Here is a 15,121-nt window from a genome sequence, read left to right as displayed (position 1 = left end):
AACAGACGAGGAAAATGGTTATTACACACTCAGAAAAGAAAATTACAGGGAGAGTAATGAAAGTATAGAATACCTCCCATAATATAAGAAAGAAATTAAACAATAAACTTGAAATCACAAACTCACATAAATTTATTTAAATTTAACTTTATTACAAATTAAAAACAATAAATTTAATTATTGATCATCTGAGTAATAGGATGCGAATCAGCTAATTTGTCCTTTAACTTTTCGTTAGCAATATGAGTATATATTTGTGTTGTAGAAAGGTTAGTATGGCCAAGAACTTTCTGTATCAACACAATATTTGCTCCGCTATTTAGTAGATGGGTAGCAAAAGAATGCCTAATCACGTGTGGAGAGATCTTATTTTCATCAATATTGCATTTTCTTGCCAACTCCTTCATTAATTGACCGACCCTCTGCCTTGTAATTGGTTTATTAGGTTTATCACCTGGGAATAGCCAATCGGATTCCTTTTCTTTAGAGATCAGATTATCACGAACTGATAAATAATTTCTAAGGCTCTGCAATGCTTGTTCATTAAAAAGAATTTGCCTCTCTCTACCACTTTTTCCTTTTATTATTATATAGCGTTCTTTGTTATTACTGTTTATTAAATGTGACACTTCACATAATTTCATACTAATTAGTTCAGAAACACGCATTCCAGAAGAGTAAAGGATATCTAAAATCGCACATAGCCTTTTACTGCTTATCTCTTTATTCGATTCGCTTGCTGATTCTCTCACTGTGTCCATTAGCAAAAATATTTCTTCGACACTTAAATACTTAGGCAAAGGACGAGAAACTTTTGGATTCTTTAATTCAGCATCATTAGCCGGCGCTGGATTAAAATCTATTATTCCGTCATTGAATAGACACTTGTAAAAATTTCTCATAGCGGATATTTTTCTTGATATAGAGCTACTTTTATATTTTTTTTGTGTACATAAAGATTTCACATAATCTTTAATATTGGTTTTGTTTACACCAACCAAGGTAGTGCCGCTTTCCAATAAAAATTCTTCAAACTGGTGTAAATCCGAACGATAACTTTCCAGAGTATTTTGTGCAGCGGACCTCTCTGAAGCTAAAGCATCTATGTAATATGTTATGTAAAGATTTTCTTTTTTATTTTGCGACTGTTTATTTTTCATTATCAGCTCCTATATTTATTTCTTTGGCTATAATTTGATTAGAAGTGTTCCCTGTGTTTCTTATGAGAAAATATGAGACAAATAAAGCATTTATCAATAGAGTGAACATCACAAACTTTTGCTTTAACCTTTTTCTTAAATTTAATCTTACTCTTATCATAGTTAAATTATAACGTTAAATCTATAAAAAACACCTTATAAGGTGAGCTCTACTGTAAATATAGAATACTTCTTAGCTGTATCTATCTATATTTATTATAACATAACATTGATTATAATTCTAACATGGACAGATAGAGATTCCAATTACGTTAGTGTTATGGGTGTTAATAAATTTTTAATATACACCTTTACAAAAGAAGAAATCAAATGGCATCTTTTTTTAATAAAGTGCTAATAAAAGGAACGGTCACATTTGACCCTATAGATTCATTATCTATCTTTTCTATAATTTTATCAATGCTATAGAAAGAACGTTCTATTCTTGCTAAAATATAATTAATCACTTTTAAATCAATTTTTAACTGTTTATCTGAAAATCGTTTTATTAGCATAATTCTTAATAATTCCTCGCTTGCAGGCAAAATTTTTACGCTGATAGTTGATAATATTCGAGAACTTAAATCTCTTAGTTTGAAGTTAAGCTTTTTTGGTGAAATTGAAGAAGTGATTAGCAGCCTCTTGTCGTTTTCTTTCATGTAATTGTAACAATGTAATAACATTGCTTCATCTTTAATGTTTTGTACGTCTTCTAAAATAAAAGCATCGCTATACCTAATCTCGCTTACGAAGTTATTCACATTGATAAAGATTGCATCGTTTATTGATTGCCAAATATGAGCAAGATGAGTTTTACCGGAGCTTTTAGGTCCAAAAAGAATCAGACATTTCCAAGATAAATCATTAACTACCGAATTATATACGTGCTTATTTTCATCTAAGATGATGTAATTTTGCCGGCTATAATCAGCTTGATTGTTGTTAAATAAATTTAATTGCACGTTGAACCTCTTACGTAACCTCTTTCTGGTAGTAATTTTTGCGCAGAAATTTACTTACGCTCCTCAAATGTGTCAGGTATTCTGGGCTCATTTCTCCTCTTACCATAAATTGATTATGCAAAAGGTCTGTTAGCCGTTTTTATAAAGCTCACTTTTAAAATATTTATTGATTGCATATTCTACTGATACATTGAACATTGCTATTATTGGAATAAAAAGTAATATACCTGTAAATCCAAAATATGAAGCGCATATAGTAATTCCCAGAATAATTACAGTTGGATGTATATGAACTTTTTTTCCTATTAATAAAGGAACTAATATATTTGAATCTATTAATTGTCCAACACCAAATAATAGCAAAACAGCAGCACTTTCAAACCATCCACTAAATTGAGTGATAGCGCTCAAAAACCCAATAATGGTATATAATAATGGCCCTACGTAAGGTATGAACGTTAACATTCCTGATAAAATTCCAATAACAATAGAGTGTTCCAATCCGATTATGCTCAGGCTCACAGAGTAAAAGACCATCATGACAATACATACATTTACCTGCCCCTTTAGATAATTAGATATAATGAAATCCACTTTGGAAAAATAATCTGCAATTTTTCCTCTGTAAGGAATAGGGATTAATTTACTAGCTTTTTCTATAATTAAAGGCCAATCACGTAATATATAGAAAAACACTACAGGAGTAATCACCATTAATGATACCGTGTTAAAGCTTGAACTTAACACTTGGATTATAAAGTTACTAGCAATATCAAGAGCATTCATGAAATAAGATACATAGTTGCTGTAATTTTCTGCTAGATTTTTAGATAAATGATCAAATAAGCTATCCTCGATTTTCATATTAAGAAATTCTAATACAGAGGGGATTACTTTAAGCTTTAATGAAGGCACTTTACTCACTAAGAAATTTAATATTGAAGTAATTTGAACACATATAATAGGTAAAACAAATGTTATGACTAGTATAAAAGCTATTAATAAAATAAGTATTATAAAAATTACAGAACATGAACGTGGTATTCTATACTTTTCAAACTTGACTACTAGCGGATTAAACAAATATGCAATAATAATAGATATTAAACATGGAAAAATCATAGGACGCATCAGGAATAACATCCCTATTATAAAAAGCAGTATGAAACAAATAGTTATATGACGTTTTTGCATGTGTTTAGCATAGCTAATTTACTGAAAAATATGCAATTTATTTTTCCTATGTTGAAAGTATTTTACGATTTGTAATACTATCGTTTTTTACTAAAATTCAGTTGTTTAATCCGCAGGCAAAGATAGATTTTGAGCTCTCTAAATATCTCTTTTGCTATTATAATTATGCTAGTTAATAGGGGAAGTAACTTTTATATGATGTCAGAAATTTTATTTTTCGGAAAGAATCTTGGATAGAGAGGAAAGCTTCTACAAAAAGAAATATGTGCGCTAAGAAATACAAAATAGCAGCATTAATAGTTGCAGCGGGAGTAGGCAGTAGATGCAATTCTACGATTCCTAAGCAATATATAAAACTGACAGGTAAATCTGTTTTATTTCATACGATTAAAAGATTTCTGGCTAACCAATATATAGATTACATAAGAATAGCAATTAATAGAGACCATGAAAGTTTCTATGAGAAAGCTATATCACTAATTACAGACACTAAATTACTAAGCCCTGTATACGGAGGAGAAAACAGGCAAAGTTCAGTTAAACTAGGGCTTGAAGGCTTACAAAAAATTAACCCAGATTTTGTAGTTATACACGATGCTTGTAGGCCTTTTGTGTCAGATGTTCTGATAGATAACTTGGTTGAATCTATGATTAATGATCAATATACAGGAGTAGTTCCAGCAATAGAAGTTGAAGACACTATGTCATTGGTGAGTAAGAGTTTTATTGAATCTACGATTTCAAGAGGAAAGCTCAGAGCCATACAAACCCCTCAAATTTTTAATTTCAAAGAATTATTATCATGCCATCAATCAGTCAAAGAATTTACTGACGATTCATCACTAATGGTAGAGCACAAAAAACATGTTGCGATTATTAAAGGTGAGAAAAGCAATTTTAAGTTAACCACAAAAGAGGATATCAATATGGCAAAGCTTCTTTTTGAAGAGCCAAAATTTCGTGTCGGAGCCGGTTATGATATACATAAGTTCATTAAAGTTCAAAATGGTGCTGAAAGCTTTATAAAAATTTGCGGTGTGAAAATTGAACACAACATGGCAATAGAAGCGCACTCTGATGGTGATGTTGCAATACATGCAATCGTTGATGCAATACTCGGAGCACTGGGATGTGGCGACATAGGAGAGCACTTTCCTCCTAGTTCCTCTGAATGGAAAGATTGCAATTCATCTCACTTTCTTGACTTTGCTGCTAAAAAAGCAAAAGAAAAAGGGTACAGCGTGTCTAATTTAGATATTACTATAGTTTGTGAAGAGCCTAAAATATCGCCTTACAAAGTAGAAATGAAGAAATTCATATCAAAAGCATTAGAAATTGATGATGAATTTGTAAATATCAAAGCAACCACTGCAGAGAAATTAGGTTATATTGGAAGAAATGAAGGAATAGCAGTGCATGCTTCTGTGTTATTGCATACAAACTTTTATTGGAAATAGAAACGAAAAAACTTACTTGACACCCTTCGCCAGCGCCCTTATCATGAAACTGAAGCTATTTATTTATCTTCTCTGTACAGATTAAATGACAAAAAAACTCAACGTATCTGGCGTCCCGTGTTTAATTTTTTGCACTATGTGCACCTTATGTCTTTATAAAATTTCTAGGTTTTTACCTAATATAAGCTGAAATGCGCTATTTAAAACATTAAAAAACGCCAACTTAAAAGTGGATAGTGAATGACTAGCTACCCTAGGGTTTCTTTTGCCTTTTTTTTGTTTAGTAAATTTCTTAATGTTTATAATTTAGATTAGTTGCGGCTTAAAAGCAGATGAATCGCGGTTATTAAACGTTTAGAATAAAAAAACGCCATACTTGAAAGTATAATGTAAGTAACTAGCCAATCATGGGGCTTTTTTTGCCTTTTTTTTCGTTTGGTAAATTTCTTAAACATTTATGGCTAAACGACAACCGTCATCCCGCTACGTGTTAGCGGGATCTAGAGATACCGCGGCGGCATGACGTAGGACTGCTGTCATTCAAGTAGCTGACGCTGGAATCCAGCCTTGCTGTAATCTCATCAAGAACGTTGTGTTTTAACATAAGATCAGCCACTTTTATGCTTACCAACTTAATAAAATTCCTGGATCCAAGTAGTCAGGCTACTCGGATGACACCCTCATAAAGTAAAATGAGATCCCGCTAACAAGCAGCGGAATGACGGGAAAAGAGGTGCTAGAATGACACCGTTTACTATGTAACATCTCATCATATCACAATGTTCGTACAGTTGTGGCGGTATGACGTAGAAAAACTGTTAACTTAAATCTATATTGACATGTCCCATTTTACGCTTATCCCTAACCTCTTTTTTCCCATATATGGTTAAACTAGCTTTTTCGTTGCTCAAATACTTATGAGAATCATATATATCATTACCTATTACATTTTTCGTCATACAAGGAAAGCGTAATACTACTTCCTGCATAGGTAACCCGCATATTATCCTAACTAGCTGTTCAAATTGACTAACGTTACATGCATCCAAGCTCCAGTGGCAAGAATTGTGAGGTCTGGGAGCTAGTTCATTAACTAACAATTCGTTATCTTTAGTAACAAAAAATTCAATAGCCAGAATTCCTATTACATCGAGCGCATTTGCTATTTTCTTTGCAGCTCGTTGTACCTCTTGAGTTAATTTACTATCTATTTTAGCTGGCACTGTTGAAGTATCAAGTATTCCATCAACGTGGTAATTTTCTGCTATAGGAAAAAAAGCTACTTTACCGTTTTTATCTCTTGCAACGACTATTGAAACCTCTTTCAGTAAATCAACACTTGCTTCAAGAATGTACTCTGTATTCCAATCAAAGGAAGCAAATTGCTTCACTTCAGAATCATTCTCAAGCACATATTGCCCTTTTCCATCATAACCCATTTCTGTTGTTTTCAGCCTTGTTGGATAGCCAAAAGCTCTACTGCTTTTCAGTAGCTCATTATAATTTTGTATACTTTTGTATTTAGCAGTTTTTATACTCAAGCTTCTAATGAAATCTTTCTCTCTAAGCCTATTTTGCGCAATGTGTAACGCTTTTTTACCCGGATAAAAATTTACATCGATATCAATTGCACTACATGGAATATTTTCAGACTCAATAGTGACCAAATCCACACTCTGTGCAAAAGATTCAAGCGCTTTCTTATCAGAGAAATCTGCTATTGTGAAATCATCAGCAACAGAGCAAGCCGGATCGTCCTTAGCACTGGCAAAAACATGTATTTTTTGTCCAAGTTTTGTTGCAGCGATAGCAGTCATTTTACCTAATTGTCCACCACCTATTATTCCTATTACTTTTTTGCTAAGCGCATCTGGTTCATTCATACTATAAATTGATACTTCCTAATTAAAGTATACTTGAAAAATCTATGAAAAAAGTATATAATTAAAATACTATTTTCTTATCATGAATATTTTATAATGATGGAATACACACTAACTACCAACTTTGTTGAAGTTACAGTTTTACCAATTTACATTGAAGAGCAATCCATTCCTTATGAAAATTGCTATGTATGGATGTATAACGTTAAGATAAAAAACAAAAGCCAATCAACTATTCAATTGTTAAGTCGTCATTGGCAAATAATAGATTATAAGGGAAAAGTAAATGAAGTTGCCGGAGTTGGTGTTATCGGAGAACAACCTGTGATAAAATCTGGAGAGGTATTTAAATACACAAGTGGAACATACTTAAATGTACCGTCAGGAATAATGCAGGGTAAGTATGAATTTCTGAATGAAGAAAGCATAAAAGTTTTTGAAGTTATGATACCACCCTTTTCTTTGGATAGTCCATACATCAAAACTAGACCCCATTAACTGTCAAAATAGTTTATTTGTAACCAGACTGCATTCTGTGATTTTTAGCAAAGCACGATCTTTCATTTGAGCTTTCTTCAATTTAAAATAAATACAGAAACTAGCTATCTTCAAAAATATGGTTGAATAATTGTTAATAATAGTGTATAATTATTAATCTTTTCTCAGTATTTTTACTATGGCTCTTTCAAAATTTCTCGATCCTCGCAATGATTTGTGTTTCAAAAAAATCTTTGGCACTGAAAAAAAAATAAGAATATTCTTATCCATTTTTTAAACGATATTTTAGGATGTACTGAAGTCAACACTATACAAGAAGTAGAATTCTTAAGCACTATTCAAGATGCTGAAATTGCCTCTGATAAGCAAAGTATAGTTGATGTTCTTTGCAGGGATTCTAGTGGGAACAGGTATATAATTGAGATGGTGCGACCTGAAAGTCTTCGGTCATATTGTTTAAAAGGAGAGGAATTCATTCAGAAAGAAACTGAAAGGATTCTAAAACTTATTAAACCAGATGTTTTGCCATCTGAGTCTACGCATCAGTGCGAATCGGGCAACCGGTTGGTGCCAAGCGATGCGGACAATGAACCTCCTCTTGAAAAAGAAGATGCTCAATCGTGAGAGGAGCATAAACTACAAGCATCATGTGGTTGGAGAGCTAGGCTAGTGGTATGGTGAACGTAAGTGAAACTTCAAAGTATCGTAATTATGAAGGAGCTAAAGATGCTGATAAGCTCTAACCAAAAAGGTAATGTGACATTTCTCATTTCTAGATGTACGCAAATCACCGGTATAGAGAAGTCACCTAACCCACTGTTGTATGACAGAAGGAACAGGGTAAGCCTGTATTTTCGCCTACATGGCAAGCAAACCGCAAGGAATGCTGACGGAAGTGCAGGTAAAGGAGAATGGAGAAAGCGAATGCCATTTTGTAACGAAATGGATAGAATTTGTAACATTAATTCGCGTGAAAACGAGCAGACTTCCGTTTGGTCCCTCGTGACAAGAAACTTTGTTAACCACTTAAGGTAGGAAAGCAGATGATTACAAGTAAACCTGTAAGTGCATCTACCGAAAGCTTTGAAGCATGGAAGCAGTTGCCATGGAAGAAATGCCAGAAAGTTATTGTGAGGCTACAAAGACGTATTGTTAAGGCTGTCCAAGAAGGAAGATGGGGTAAGGTAAAAACTTTACAACATCTTCTCACACGCTCTTTTAGCGGAAAAGCTTTGGCTGTTAAGAGAGTAACTGAAAACCAAGGAAAAAACACAGCGGGTGTAGATCGTCAACTATGGTCAACTTGCAATGCTAAATTTCAAGGAATAAAGCAGTTAAAGCAAAGAGGATATAAACCTTCTCCGCTAAAACGGATTTATATCAGTAAATCTAATGGCAAAAGAAGACCTCTTGGAATACCATCGATAAAAGATAGAGCCATGCAAGCATTATATCTGTTTGCTCTGGAACCGATAGCTGAAACAATCAGTGATCGTCACTCCTATGGCTTTAGGCCTAAAAGATCCTGTGCAGATGCTACAGTAGCTTGTCATTTGTTACTGGCAAGTCGTAATCAACTACAATGGATACTTGAAGGTGATATCAAAGGATGCTTTGACAACATTAATCATGAATGGCTTATGAAGCATATTCCTATGGAGAAGAAAATTCTGCATAGTTGGTTAAAAGCTGGCTTCCTAGAATCGAAACTCTGTATCCCACAACTGCAGGTACCCCGCAAGGTGGTATAATTTCTCCAATACTAGCCAATTTAGCCTTAAACGGACTTGAAAAGTTATTGGAAAGTCGATTTGGTAAACTCGGCAGTAGAAGAAGAAACAAAATCAGAAGTGGAGTGAACGTAATCAGATACGCAGACGACTTTATTATTTCAGGTTTCACACATGAAGTACTGGAAAATGAAGTTAAGCCTTTAGTATCATCTTTTCTTCATGAGCGAGGTTTAATTCTTTCAGAAGAAAAGACAAAGATTACATCTATCACAACAGGGTTTGACTTTCTTGGTTGTAATGTACGTAGATATAATAAGAAGTTAATTATTAAACCTTCGAAAGAAAGTATTAAAAGACTTCTTAATAAAGCACGTACATTGATAAAAGCAAATATAGCGAACACTCAGGCTATAGTAATTAAGTCACTCAACTCTCTACTGAGAGGATGGGGAAATTACTATCACCATGTGTGTGCTAAAAAAGCGTTTAGAAAGGTCGACAATGAAATTTGGCATAGTTTATGGAAATGGGCAAAGAAAAGACATCCTCGTAAAGGATTACGTTGGATAAAGAATCGTTACTTCAAAGTAATGGGTCAACGCCGATGGGTCTTTGCTGCACCCATATGCAAGAACAAACCAAAAGAGATACGGTATTTAAGACTGCTTAAGCTGATTGATATACCTATCAGACGACATGTTAAAATCAGAGCGGATGCAAATCCCCTTGACTTAAAATGGAAAAAGTATTTTGATGAGAGAGTGAAACGAACAAGAATGTTAGCAAGCTCTTTCTCAAGAGAAGGTTCTCTACTGTTGGTGTCACCATTAAGAATGATGTTTCCTGAGGAATCATGAAGGACAAGCCGGTTCTAGAAAAGAAGAACTTAGATAAGGGGCTCAAGCGTAGTGTGGGGAAACCTGCATGCTGCGTTTCTAAGGGAGGGGGTAGTAGTAATACTGCTCCCTTACCTGACCCAAAAAATGTTAAGAAGCTGCCAAAATCTTACGCAAGCAATTTCATACTAAAGTAAGTTGCACAACAAATGGTGTTATGCAAGTAGCTGACACTACTCTCCTTTGTCATCCCAGTGCTTGACACTGGGATGACACCATTTGTTGTAAACTCACTTTTACTCTATGGTTATACTACCTTGCCGCTATCCTGAACGAATACAAAGTAAGTTTTATTGTGATGTGCTCATCTGTAAAAAATAAGACTTAATCTCACTGTTGATCATGGATTTTAAGTTGTGCTAGTACACTGCGGCCATTTAGAGAGTCAAGATTTTTAACCTGGCTAGCCAGTATTAAAGAGTTATTTTTCAGGTATTTCTTTACAAGGCTTGCAAGCCTTTTTGGATTATTCAAATAGCTCCATTCTGCTTGTAAAACTTTTATATCACTTTGCACTAAATTAATTTCACTTTTTATTTTTATTAGCTCTCTATTTAATGACTGAACATGTAATTTTACCTTAAATAGTCCTACAATGCTAAGAAAAAACATAACTATTGAGATGATGCAGAAAGTTCTCATGACAACCTCTGTATAGCTCTTAGTTTTGCTGAGCGTGAACGCGGATTTGCACTTACTTCTTCTATACTTGCTTCGATCACTTTTTTATTTAGAAGAGAGAATGTCTTGCAATCAGTAGCACATAAATCTTTAAAAAAAGTTTTGACTATACGATCTTCTAAGGAATGAAAGGTGACGACAATTAATTTGCCATTCTCACTTAAAATCTCAGATGCAGCTTTAATGCCCTTTTCAAGTTCTCCCAGCTCATCGTTTACCCATATTCTGATTGCCTGAAATGTTCTGGTTGCAGGATCAATTTTGCTTTTTCCACGAAATACCACGGAACGTACAATATCCGCAAGCTCAAATGTAGTTTTGATATTTTTCTTCTTCCGTGCATTTACTATTGCTCTTGCGATTTTGCGAGAATGACGTTCGCCTCCGTAGTTATATATAGTATTTGCGATTTCTTCTTCGCGTAAAGCGTTAACAAACGTTGAAGCGTTTATATAAGAAGAGTTATCCATGCTCATATCGAGTGGACCATCATGTAAAAATGAGAACCCTCTATCTCCGTTATCAAGCTGCATAGATGAAACTCCGATGTCAAAGACCACTCCATCCACTCCGTTTGATGTCATTCCAGCGCGTGACCAGTTATTTTTTCCAGTATCAAGTACTGGGATGACAGGAGATGGCTCAACGCTGCTTAGTATACTTTTAATATTACTAAACTTCTCAATGAATAGTTTTATTCTATCTGGATATCTAACGCTTAAATCATCATAAAACTTAGTTACCGTTTCATCTCTATCAATTGCATATACTTTGCAATCAGCTGACTCCAATATTGCTTTGCTATACCCTCCAGCTCCAAATGTGGCGTCCACGTATATGCCACCATCCTGCGGTGATAGTAGTGATAGCATCTCTTTTAACAAAACTGGAGTGTGTATCATATCAAAAAATTTAAGTACAGTTGGTGTAGATATCCTACTCTACTCTACTCTTCACATCAATTTTATTTATGTACATAGATTTTCTTGCCAAAATATGGTATCTTATCGGAATATATGAGCAATAATATTAAAATCAAGGTTTAATATTGTTAATATAATATTCACATAACGTTCACATTTTTTTATATATAAGATCAAACAGGCTATAGGGAAATTATGCAGCAAATAACAAAAGTAATATTTTCAAGTTTGATTTGTAACACTTTATTGTGGTATGACCACATGCTTTTTGGCCACTTAATAAACATAATAGGTGGTGTGTTTTTTTCCATCGGATGATCAACTAACCAGCGTATTGAAGGCTTTTGGAGTGTTTGCAGTGGGTTTCTTAATGAGACCAGTCGGTGCTGCTATATTTGGTCACATTGGTGATAAACATGGCAGAAGAGTTGCCTTATTGCTCTCGATTATATTAATGACTTTGTCAACCGTATTAATTGCTTTTGTTCCAGGTTATCAAAGCATTGGAATACTAGCGTCAATGCTGGTAGTGTGTTTAAGATTATTGCAGGGTATATCTCTTGGAGGAGAAGCAGGAAATGCACCATTTTTAATAGAACATGCTCCTAAAAACAAAAAAGGATTTTTTGGCAGCATTGAAGTATTAAGCGCAATTTTTGGTTCAGTATTAAGCTTGATAGCGGTACTCATATGCAAAAAAGTATCTGATTTTGAATCTTGGGGGTGGAGATTACCTTTCATTTTCAGTTTAGCAATGGGATTAATCAGCATATATATGAGATATATACTTGATGAAAGCCCAGAGTATAAAAGACAAAAAATCCGTCTAAATTGCCATTAAAAGAGTTATTAAACAATTACAAAAAGCCTGTTCTAATATCAATAGGTATTGACTTGGTTGAAAATGCGTCTCTCTATATATATTTGGTCTTTTTCAATGTGCTTACGAATAAAATATTAACAGTAAATACTCATTTTAATCATATAGTGGAAATACTGAGTCAAATTGCACTTGGAGGATTGACAATATTGTTTGCAATACTTTCTGATAAGGTAGGAAGAGAAAAAGTTATGAAGTTTGCATTTATAGCTTTTGTAATAGTGAGTTATCCAGTTTTTTCAATGTTATGTAGTGGCAATTACTTGCTGGCACACATTCTTTTATAATTCCAATAGCTGCATCGCTTGGTCCTGTCAGTGCACTTATGTGCGAATTATTTCCAACAAAGGTTCGGTACAGTGGATTTGGTTTATCAAGAAATATAGCTGCTGGATTTTTTGGCGGCCTTGCACCATTTATATGCACAACAATTATCAAGGTTACAGGACAAGAGACTTCAGCTAGTTTTTACATGATTTTCTGTGCATTAATTGGGCTAGTTGCTATATCGCAAATTAAGGGTGAGCTTTCTTCAAAACCACCCAAAGTAAATCAAGTATAATTGCAGTATAGCAGAATTTAAAAAAATCTAATTATAAGGTGGGAAATGCCAATTCTTAGGTGATAATGTGAATATTTCAGCACCATCTTTTGTTACTCCAATCGTATGCTCAAATTGAGCAGAAAGTGAAAGATCGCGTGTTGTTACTGTCCAGTCATCGAGTTTACTGAGCAGAGTCTCATGTTTTCCAGCATTAATCATTGGCTCTATTGTAAAAAACATACCTTCCTTCAAGACGAGATTTTCATCTTGATCATAGAAATGCACTACATTTGGTGGAGCATGAAAGACTTTTCCTATACCATGTCCGCAGTAGCTGCGTACGATAGAATATCCAAAATCTCTAATATATTTCTCTATAGCAAGCCCTATTTCATTTAACTTATTGCCGGGCTTAACTTGTTTGATTGCTTCCATCAATGCATGATAAGTAGCGTCACACAAGCGTTTTGCTTTTATTGATGGCTTGCCAACCCAAAACATGCGACTTGTATCACCATGCCAGCCATTTAAAATCACCGTGACATCAATATTTAAAATATCTCCATCTTTAAGTGGTTTATTATCGGGAACACCATGGCACACAACTGCATTTTTTGAAGTGCAAATCGATTTTGGATACCCCCTATAGTTTAGTGGTGCTGGAATTGCATCTGCATTAATTATAAAATCATGACATAGATCATTTAACTCATTAGTTGCCACCCCTACCTTTACGTACGGTGCAATGAAATCAAGAGTTTCAGCAGCAAGCCTGCCAGCCTTGCGCATAAATTCAAAATCTTCTTGTGAGTGTATAGTTATGTTCATATTTTCCATGTCTTATTGTAATTGGTACGCTTACTCGCAAGTACATAAACATAATAATTTTACATATTATAAAAATAAGTCCTATGGATCCTAGTGTCAAGTCATTTGTATGAAAGGTGGTAAAACAGAAATCTAGACTGTAACTTTTGATTTAACCCAATTATACAATTTACTCATTTTACCATCCTGACCTAAAATACCAGAATTATTTTTATAAAAAGTGTCAACTATTAGCTTTATAGAGCCTATAGCAGCAGAAAATACAGGATTTTTATCATATTCGCCATCAAGACCGCTACAAGACTCAGGGCACCCAATTCGAACTTGCTTATTGAATATATAGCCTGCAATTTCCTTCATGCTTGTGAGTTGACTAGTTCCACCTGTGATCACTACTTTATTAATTGGATCTTTCTGCTCTTGAAATTGCTCTCTTACCATTTCAAGTATTTCTTCAACTCTTGGTCTTATGATGTTAATAAGCTCAGATTTGAATACTTGAGTAGGTTCATCATTTTCGTTGTTTTGCATTGTAATGTACTCATTCTCATCTATTGAAGTTACGATAGTGCTGCCATACAGTATTTTTATATACTCTGCACGTTCTATGCTTGTGCATAGCCCGTAAGCAATATCTCGAGTGATATGAACACCACCAATTGGAACGCTGCTTGCATACACAAGTTTCCCTCTTTTGAAAATTCCAATTGCAGTGCACCCACCGCCTATATCAACAATAGCAGTCCCGAGCTCTTTTTCATCTTCACTGAGACACGCAAGACCTGCAGAATATGCAGAAGCAATACAACCTGCCATATTTAATCCACCATTATTGGTAATACAGTTTTCAATATTGGTAAGCGCTGGACGCGAAGCAGTGACAACATTAACATCAGCAGATAGTCTTTTTCCGTACAATCCACCAACTTCTTTTATGTCAGTCATGTCATCTAAGTTATATTTCAGTGGTATATTGTGAATGATAACATTTTCTTCAATATATTTCTCAAACGTCTGAAAAACTACACGTTTTATATCCCGGTCAGAAATTTCATGATTAGCTGCAATAATTTCATTATGTACATTGAAAGATGAGATGCCACATCCAGCAATGCTCACATATATCTGGTCTATAGTTTCCTCTGACACTTGCTCAGCTAAACCTATAGTTGATGAGATGGAGTAATTTGCGTGTTTTACATTAGTTATCGACCCACCGTTTACACCTTCTGCAATCTTATAGCCCGTTCCTGTTACTTTATAGCTGAAGTTGCCATTTATTTTAACGATTAGACAAATAATCTTTGTTGTGCCTATGTCTAAAACAGCAAAAACATTTCTCTTTGGTTTTGCTATTACTGCAGAGTACATTAGTTAACCTTATTACGCAATTTCATTTAAATTGTAGCTTTCTTTAATAATTTATATTTCTATTATAGATAT

General features: G+C 34.2%; 15 protein-coding genes and 3 pseudogenes. 9 read left to right on the top strand and 9 right to left on the bottom strand.

Translation table 11 applies throughout. The features are described from left to right. Window positions 1-173 precede the first annotated feature (173 nt). The 4 genes from ACEL90_RS03120 to ACEL90_RS03105 form a co-directional block, all read right to left on the bottom strand. A complete protein-coding gene (locus ACEL90_RS03120) occupies window positions 174-1,160 on the bottom strand; it encodes a site-specific tyrosine recombinase (protein WP_423348619.1) in 987 nt (328 codons plus the stop codon). Next, window positions 1,150-1,320 carry a hypothetical protein gene (locus tag ACEL90_RS03115; RefSeq protein ID WP_006279319.1) on the bottom strand — a complete coding sequence of 57 codons (171 nt, stop codon included), beginning with the start codon at window positions 1,318-1,320 and terminating at the stop codon, window positions 1,150-1,152. Before ACEL90_RS03115 ends, ACEL90_RS03120 begins: the two co-directional genes overlap by 11 nt. 205 nt (window positions 1,321-1,525) lie before the next feature. Beyond that, a complete protein-coding gene (locus ACEL90_RS03110) occupies window positions 1,526-2,161 on the bottom strand; it encodes a DnaA ATPase domain-containing protein (RefSeq protein ID WP_006280257.1) in 636 nt (211 codons plus the stop codon). Window positions 2,162-2,290: 129 nt separating this feature from the next. After that, the gene (locus tag ACEL90_RS03105) at window positions 2,291-3,355 is read right to left on the bottom strand and encodes an AI-2E family transporter (RefSeq protein WP_423348618.1); all 1,065 of its coding nucleotides are present in this window, start codon (window positions 3,353-3,355) and stop codon (window positions 2,291-2,293) included. A 263-nt stretch (window positions 3,356-3,618) separates the two neighbouring features. Between ACEL90_RS03105 and ACEL90_RS03100 the strand changes: the two genes are divergently transcribed. Continuing rightward, window positions 3,619-4,812 (top strand): bifunctional 2-C-methyl-D-erythritol 4-phosphate cytidylyltransferase/2-C-methyl-D-erythritol 2,4-cyclodiphosphate synthase, encoded by a 1,194-nt coding sequence (locus ACEL90_RS03100; protein WP_423348617.1) that lies wholly within the window; start codon window positions 3,619-3,621, stop codon window positions 4,810-4,812. Between the two features lie 818 nt (window positions 4,813-5,630). Here ACEL90_RS03100 and ACEL90_RS03095 read toward each other — a convergent pair. Then, entirely contained in the window at window positions 5,631-6,695 is a 1,065-nt protein-coding gene (locus tag ACEL90_RS03095; RefSeq protein ID WP_423348616.1) for a 5-(carboxyamino)imidazole ribonucleotide synthase, read from the bottom strand. A gap of 96 nt (window positions 6,696-6,791) precedes the next feature. Between ACEL90_RS03095 and apaG the strand changes: the two genes are divergently transcribed. From apaG to ACEL90_RS03060, 7 genes and pseudogenes are all read left to right on the top strand, one after another. Further along, complete coding sequence (gene apaG, locus ACEL90_RS03090; RefSeq protein ID WP_423348615.1) at window positions 6,792-7,193, top strand: Co2+/Mg2+ efflux protein ApaG; 402 nt, start codon at window positions 6,792-6,794, stop codon at window positions 7,191-7,193. Window positions 7,194-7,371: 178 nt separating this feature from the next. Further along, window positions 7,372-7,619 (top strand): annotated as a pseudogene (locus ACEL90_RS03085) (PD-(D/E)XK nuclease family transposase); the annotation flags it as partial. Beyond that, window positions 7,617-7,817 carry a hypothetical protein gene (locus ACEL90_RS03080; protein ID WP_012481961.1) on the top strand — a complete coding sequence of 67 codons (201 nt, stop codon included), beginning with the start codon at window positions 7,617-7,619 and terminating at the stop codon, window positions 7,815-7,817. The pseudogene ACEL90_RS03085 and the gene ACEL90_RS03080, both read left to right, overlap by 3 nt. An 87-nt stretch (window positions 7,818-7,904) precedes the next feature. Then, window positions 7,905-8,228: a hypothetical protein gene (locus ACEL90_RS03075; protein WP_423348614.1), complete on the top strand. Its 324-nt coding sequence runs from the start codon at window positions 7,905-7,907 to the stop codon at window positions 8,226-8,228. Between the two features lie 8 nt (window positions 8,229-8,236). After that, a complete protein-coding gene (locus tag ACEL90_RS03070; protein WP_423348613.1) occupies window positions 8,237-8,944 on the top strand; it encodes a reverse transcriptase N-terminal domain-containing protein in 708 nt (235 codons plus the stop codon). Further along, the gene (locus tag ACEL90_RS03065) at window positions 8,872-9,783 is read left to right on the top strand and encodes a group II intron maturase-specific domain-containing protein (RefSeq protein WP_423348612.1); all 912 of its coding nucleotides are present in this window, start codon (window positions 8,872-8,874) and stop codon (window positions 9,781-9,783) included. The genes ACEL90_RS03070 and ACEL90_RS03065 overlap by 73 nt, the downstream gene beginning before the upstream one ends. After that, a pseudogene (locus ACEL90_RS03060) lies at window positions 9,780-9,941 on the top strand (Rpn family recombination-promoting nuclease/putative transposase); the annotation flags it as partial. The gene ACEL90_RS03065 and the pseudogene ACEL90_RS03060, both read left to right, overlap by 4 nt. 211 nt (window positions 9,942-10,152) lie before the next feature. On the opposite strand, the gene ftsL reads toward ACEL90_RS03060, so the two are convergent. After that, the gene (gene ftsL, locus ACEL90_RS03055) at window positions 10,153-10,464 is read right to left on the bottom strand and encodes a cell division protein FtsL (RefSeq protein WP_007548286.1); all 312 of its coding nucleotides are present in this window, start codon (window positions 10,462-10,464) and stop codon (window positions 10,153-10,155) included. Beyond that, complete coding sequence (rsmH, locus tag ACEL90_RS03050; RefSeq protein ID WP_423349266.1) at window positions 10,461-11,405, bottom strand: 16S rRNA (cytosine(1402)-N(4))-methyltransferase RsmH; 945 nt, start codon at window positions 11,403-11,405, stop codon at window positions 10,461-10,463. Before rsmH ends, ftsL begins: the two co-directional genes overlap by 4 nt. A 216-nt stretch (window positions 11,406-11,621) precedes the next feature. On the opposite strand from rsmH, the pseudogene ACEL90_RS03045 reads away from it, so the two are divergent. Beyond that, window positions 11,622-12,868 (top strand): annotated as a pseudogene (locus tag ACEL90_RS03045) (MFS transporter). A gap of 27 nt (window positions 12,869-12,895) precedes the next feature. Here ACEL90_RS03045 and map read toward each other — a convergent pair. Further along, window positions 12,896-13,678, bottom strand: coding sequence for a type I methionyl aminopeptidase (gene map, locus ACEL90_RS03040; RefSeq protein WP_423349265.1), 783 nt, complete (start codon window positions 13,676-13,678; stop codon window positions 12,896-12,898). 132 nt (window positions 13,679-13,810) lie between these two features. Continuing rightward, window positions 13,811-15,049, bottom strand: coding sequence for a cell division protein FtsA (gene ftsA / locus ACEL90_RS03035; protein ID WP_423349264.1), 1,239 nt, complete (start codon window positions 15,047-15,049; stop codon window positions 13,811-13,813). Window positions 15,050-15,121: the final 72 nt, after the last annotated feature.

The sequence above is a fragment of the Wolbachia sp. wLmal genome (assembly GCF_049435495.1).
Taxonomy (GTDB): Bacteria; Pseudomonadota; Alphaproteobacteria; order Rickettsiales; family Anaplasmataceae; genus Wolbachia; species Wolbachia pipientis.
This window is presented reverse-complemented; position numbering and strand designations above follow the sequence as displayed.

What these genes read in the sequence shown, in the direction of transcription:
- ACEL90_RS03075 (WP_423348614.1), top strand. Translation starts at nt 7,905, where the DNA reads ATGAAGGAGCTAAAGATGCTGATAAGCTCTAACCAAAAAGGTAATGTG.
- ftsL (WP_007548286.1), bottom strand. Translation starts at nt 10,464, where the DNA reads ATGAGAACTTTCTGCATCATCTCAATAGTTATGTTTTTTCTTAGCATT.
- ACEL90_RS03105 (WP_423348618.1), bottom strand. Translation starts at nt 3,355, where the DNA reads ATGCAAAAACGTCATATAACTATTTGTTTCATACTGCTTTTTATAATA.
- map (WP_423349265.1), bottom strand. Translation starts at nt 13,678, where the DNA reads ATGAACATAACTATACACTCACAAGAAGATTTTGAATTTATGCGCAAG.
- ACEL90_RS03070 (WP_423348613.1), top strand. Translation starts at nt 8,237, where the DNA reads ATGATTACAAGTAAACCTGTAAGTGCATCTACCGAAAGCTTTGAAGCA.
- ACEL90_RS03095 (WP_423348616.1), bottom strand. Translation starts at nt 6,695, where the DNA reads ATGAATGAACCAGATGCGCTTAGCAAAAAAGTAATAGGAATAATAGGT.
- ACEL90_RS03115 (WP_006279319.1), bottom strand. Translation starts at nt 1,320, where the DNA reads ATGATAAGAGTAAGATTAAATTTAAGAAAAAGGTTAAAGCAAAAGTTT.
- rsmH (WP_423349266.1), bottom strand. Translation starts at nt 11,405, where the DNA reads ATGATACACACTCCAGTTTTGTTAAAAGAGATGCTATCACTACTATCA.
- ftsA (WP_423349264.1), bottom strand. Translation starts at nt 15,049, where the DNA reads ATGTACTCTGCAGTAATAGCAAAACCAAAGAGAAATGTTTTTGCTGTT.
- ACEL90_RS03120 (WP_423348619.1), bottom strand. Translation starts at nt 1,160, where the DNA reads ATGAAAAATAAACAGTCGCAAAATAAAAAAGAAAATCTTTACATAACA.
- ACEL90_RS03100 (WP_423348617.1), top strand. Translation starts at nt 3,619, where the DNA reads ATGTGCGCTAAGAAATACAAAATAGCAGCATTAATAGTTGCAGCGGGA.
- ACEL90_RS03080 (WP_012481961.1), top strand. Translation starts at nt 7,617, where the DNA reads ATGGTGCGACCTGAAAGTCTTCGGTCATATTGTTTAAAAGGAGAGGAA.
- apaG (WP_423348615.1), top strand. Translation starts at nt 6,792, where the DNA reads ATGATGGAATACACACTAACTACCAACTTTGTTGAAGTTACAGTTTTA.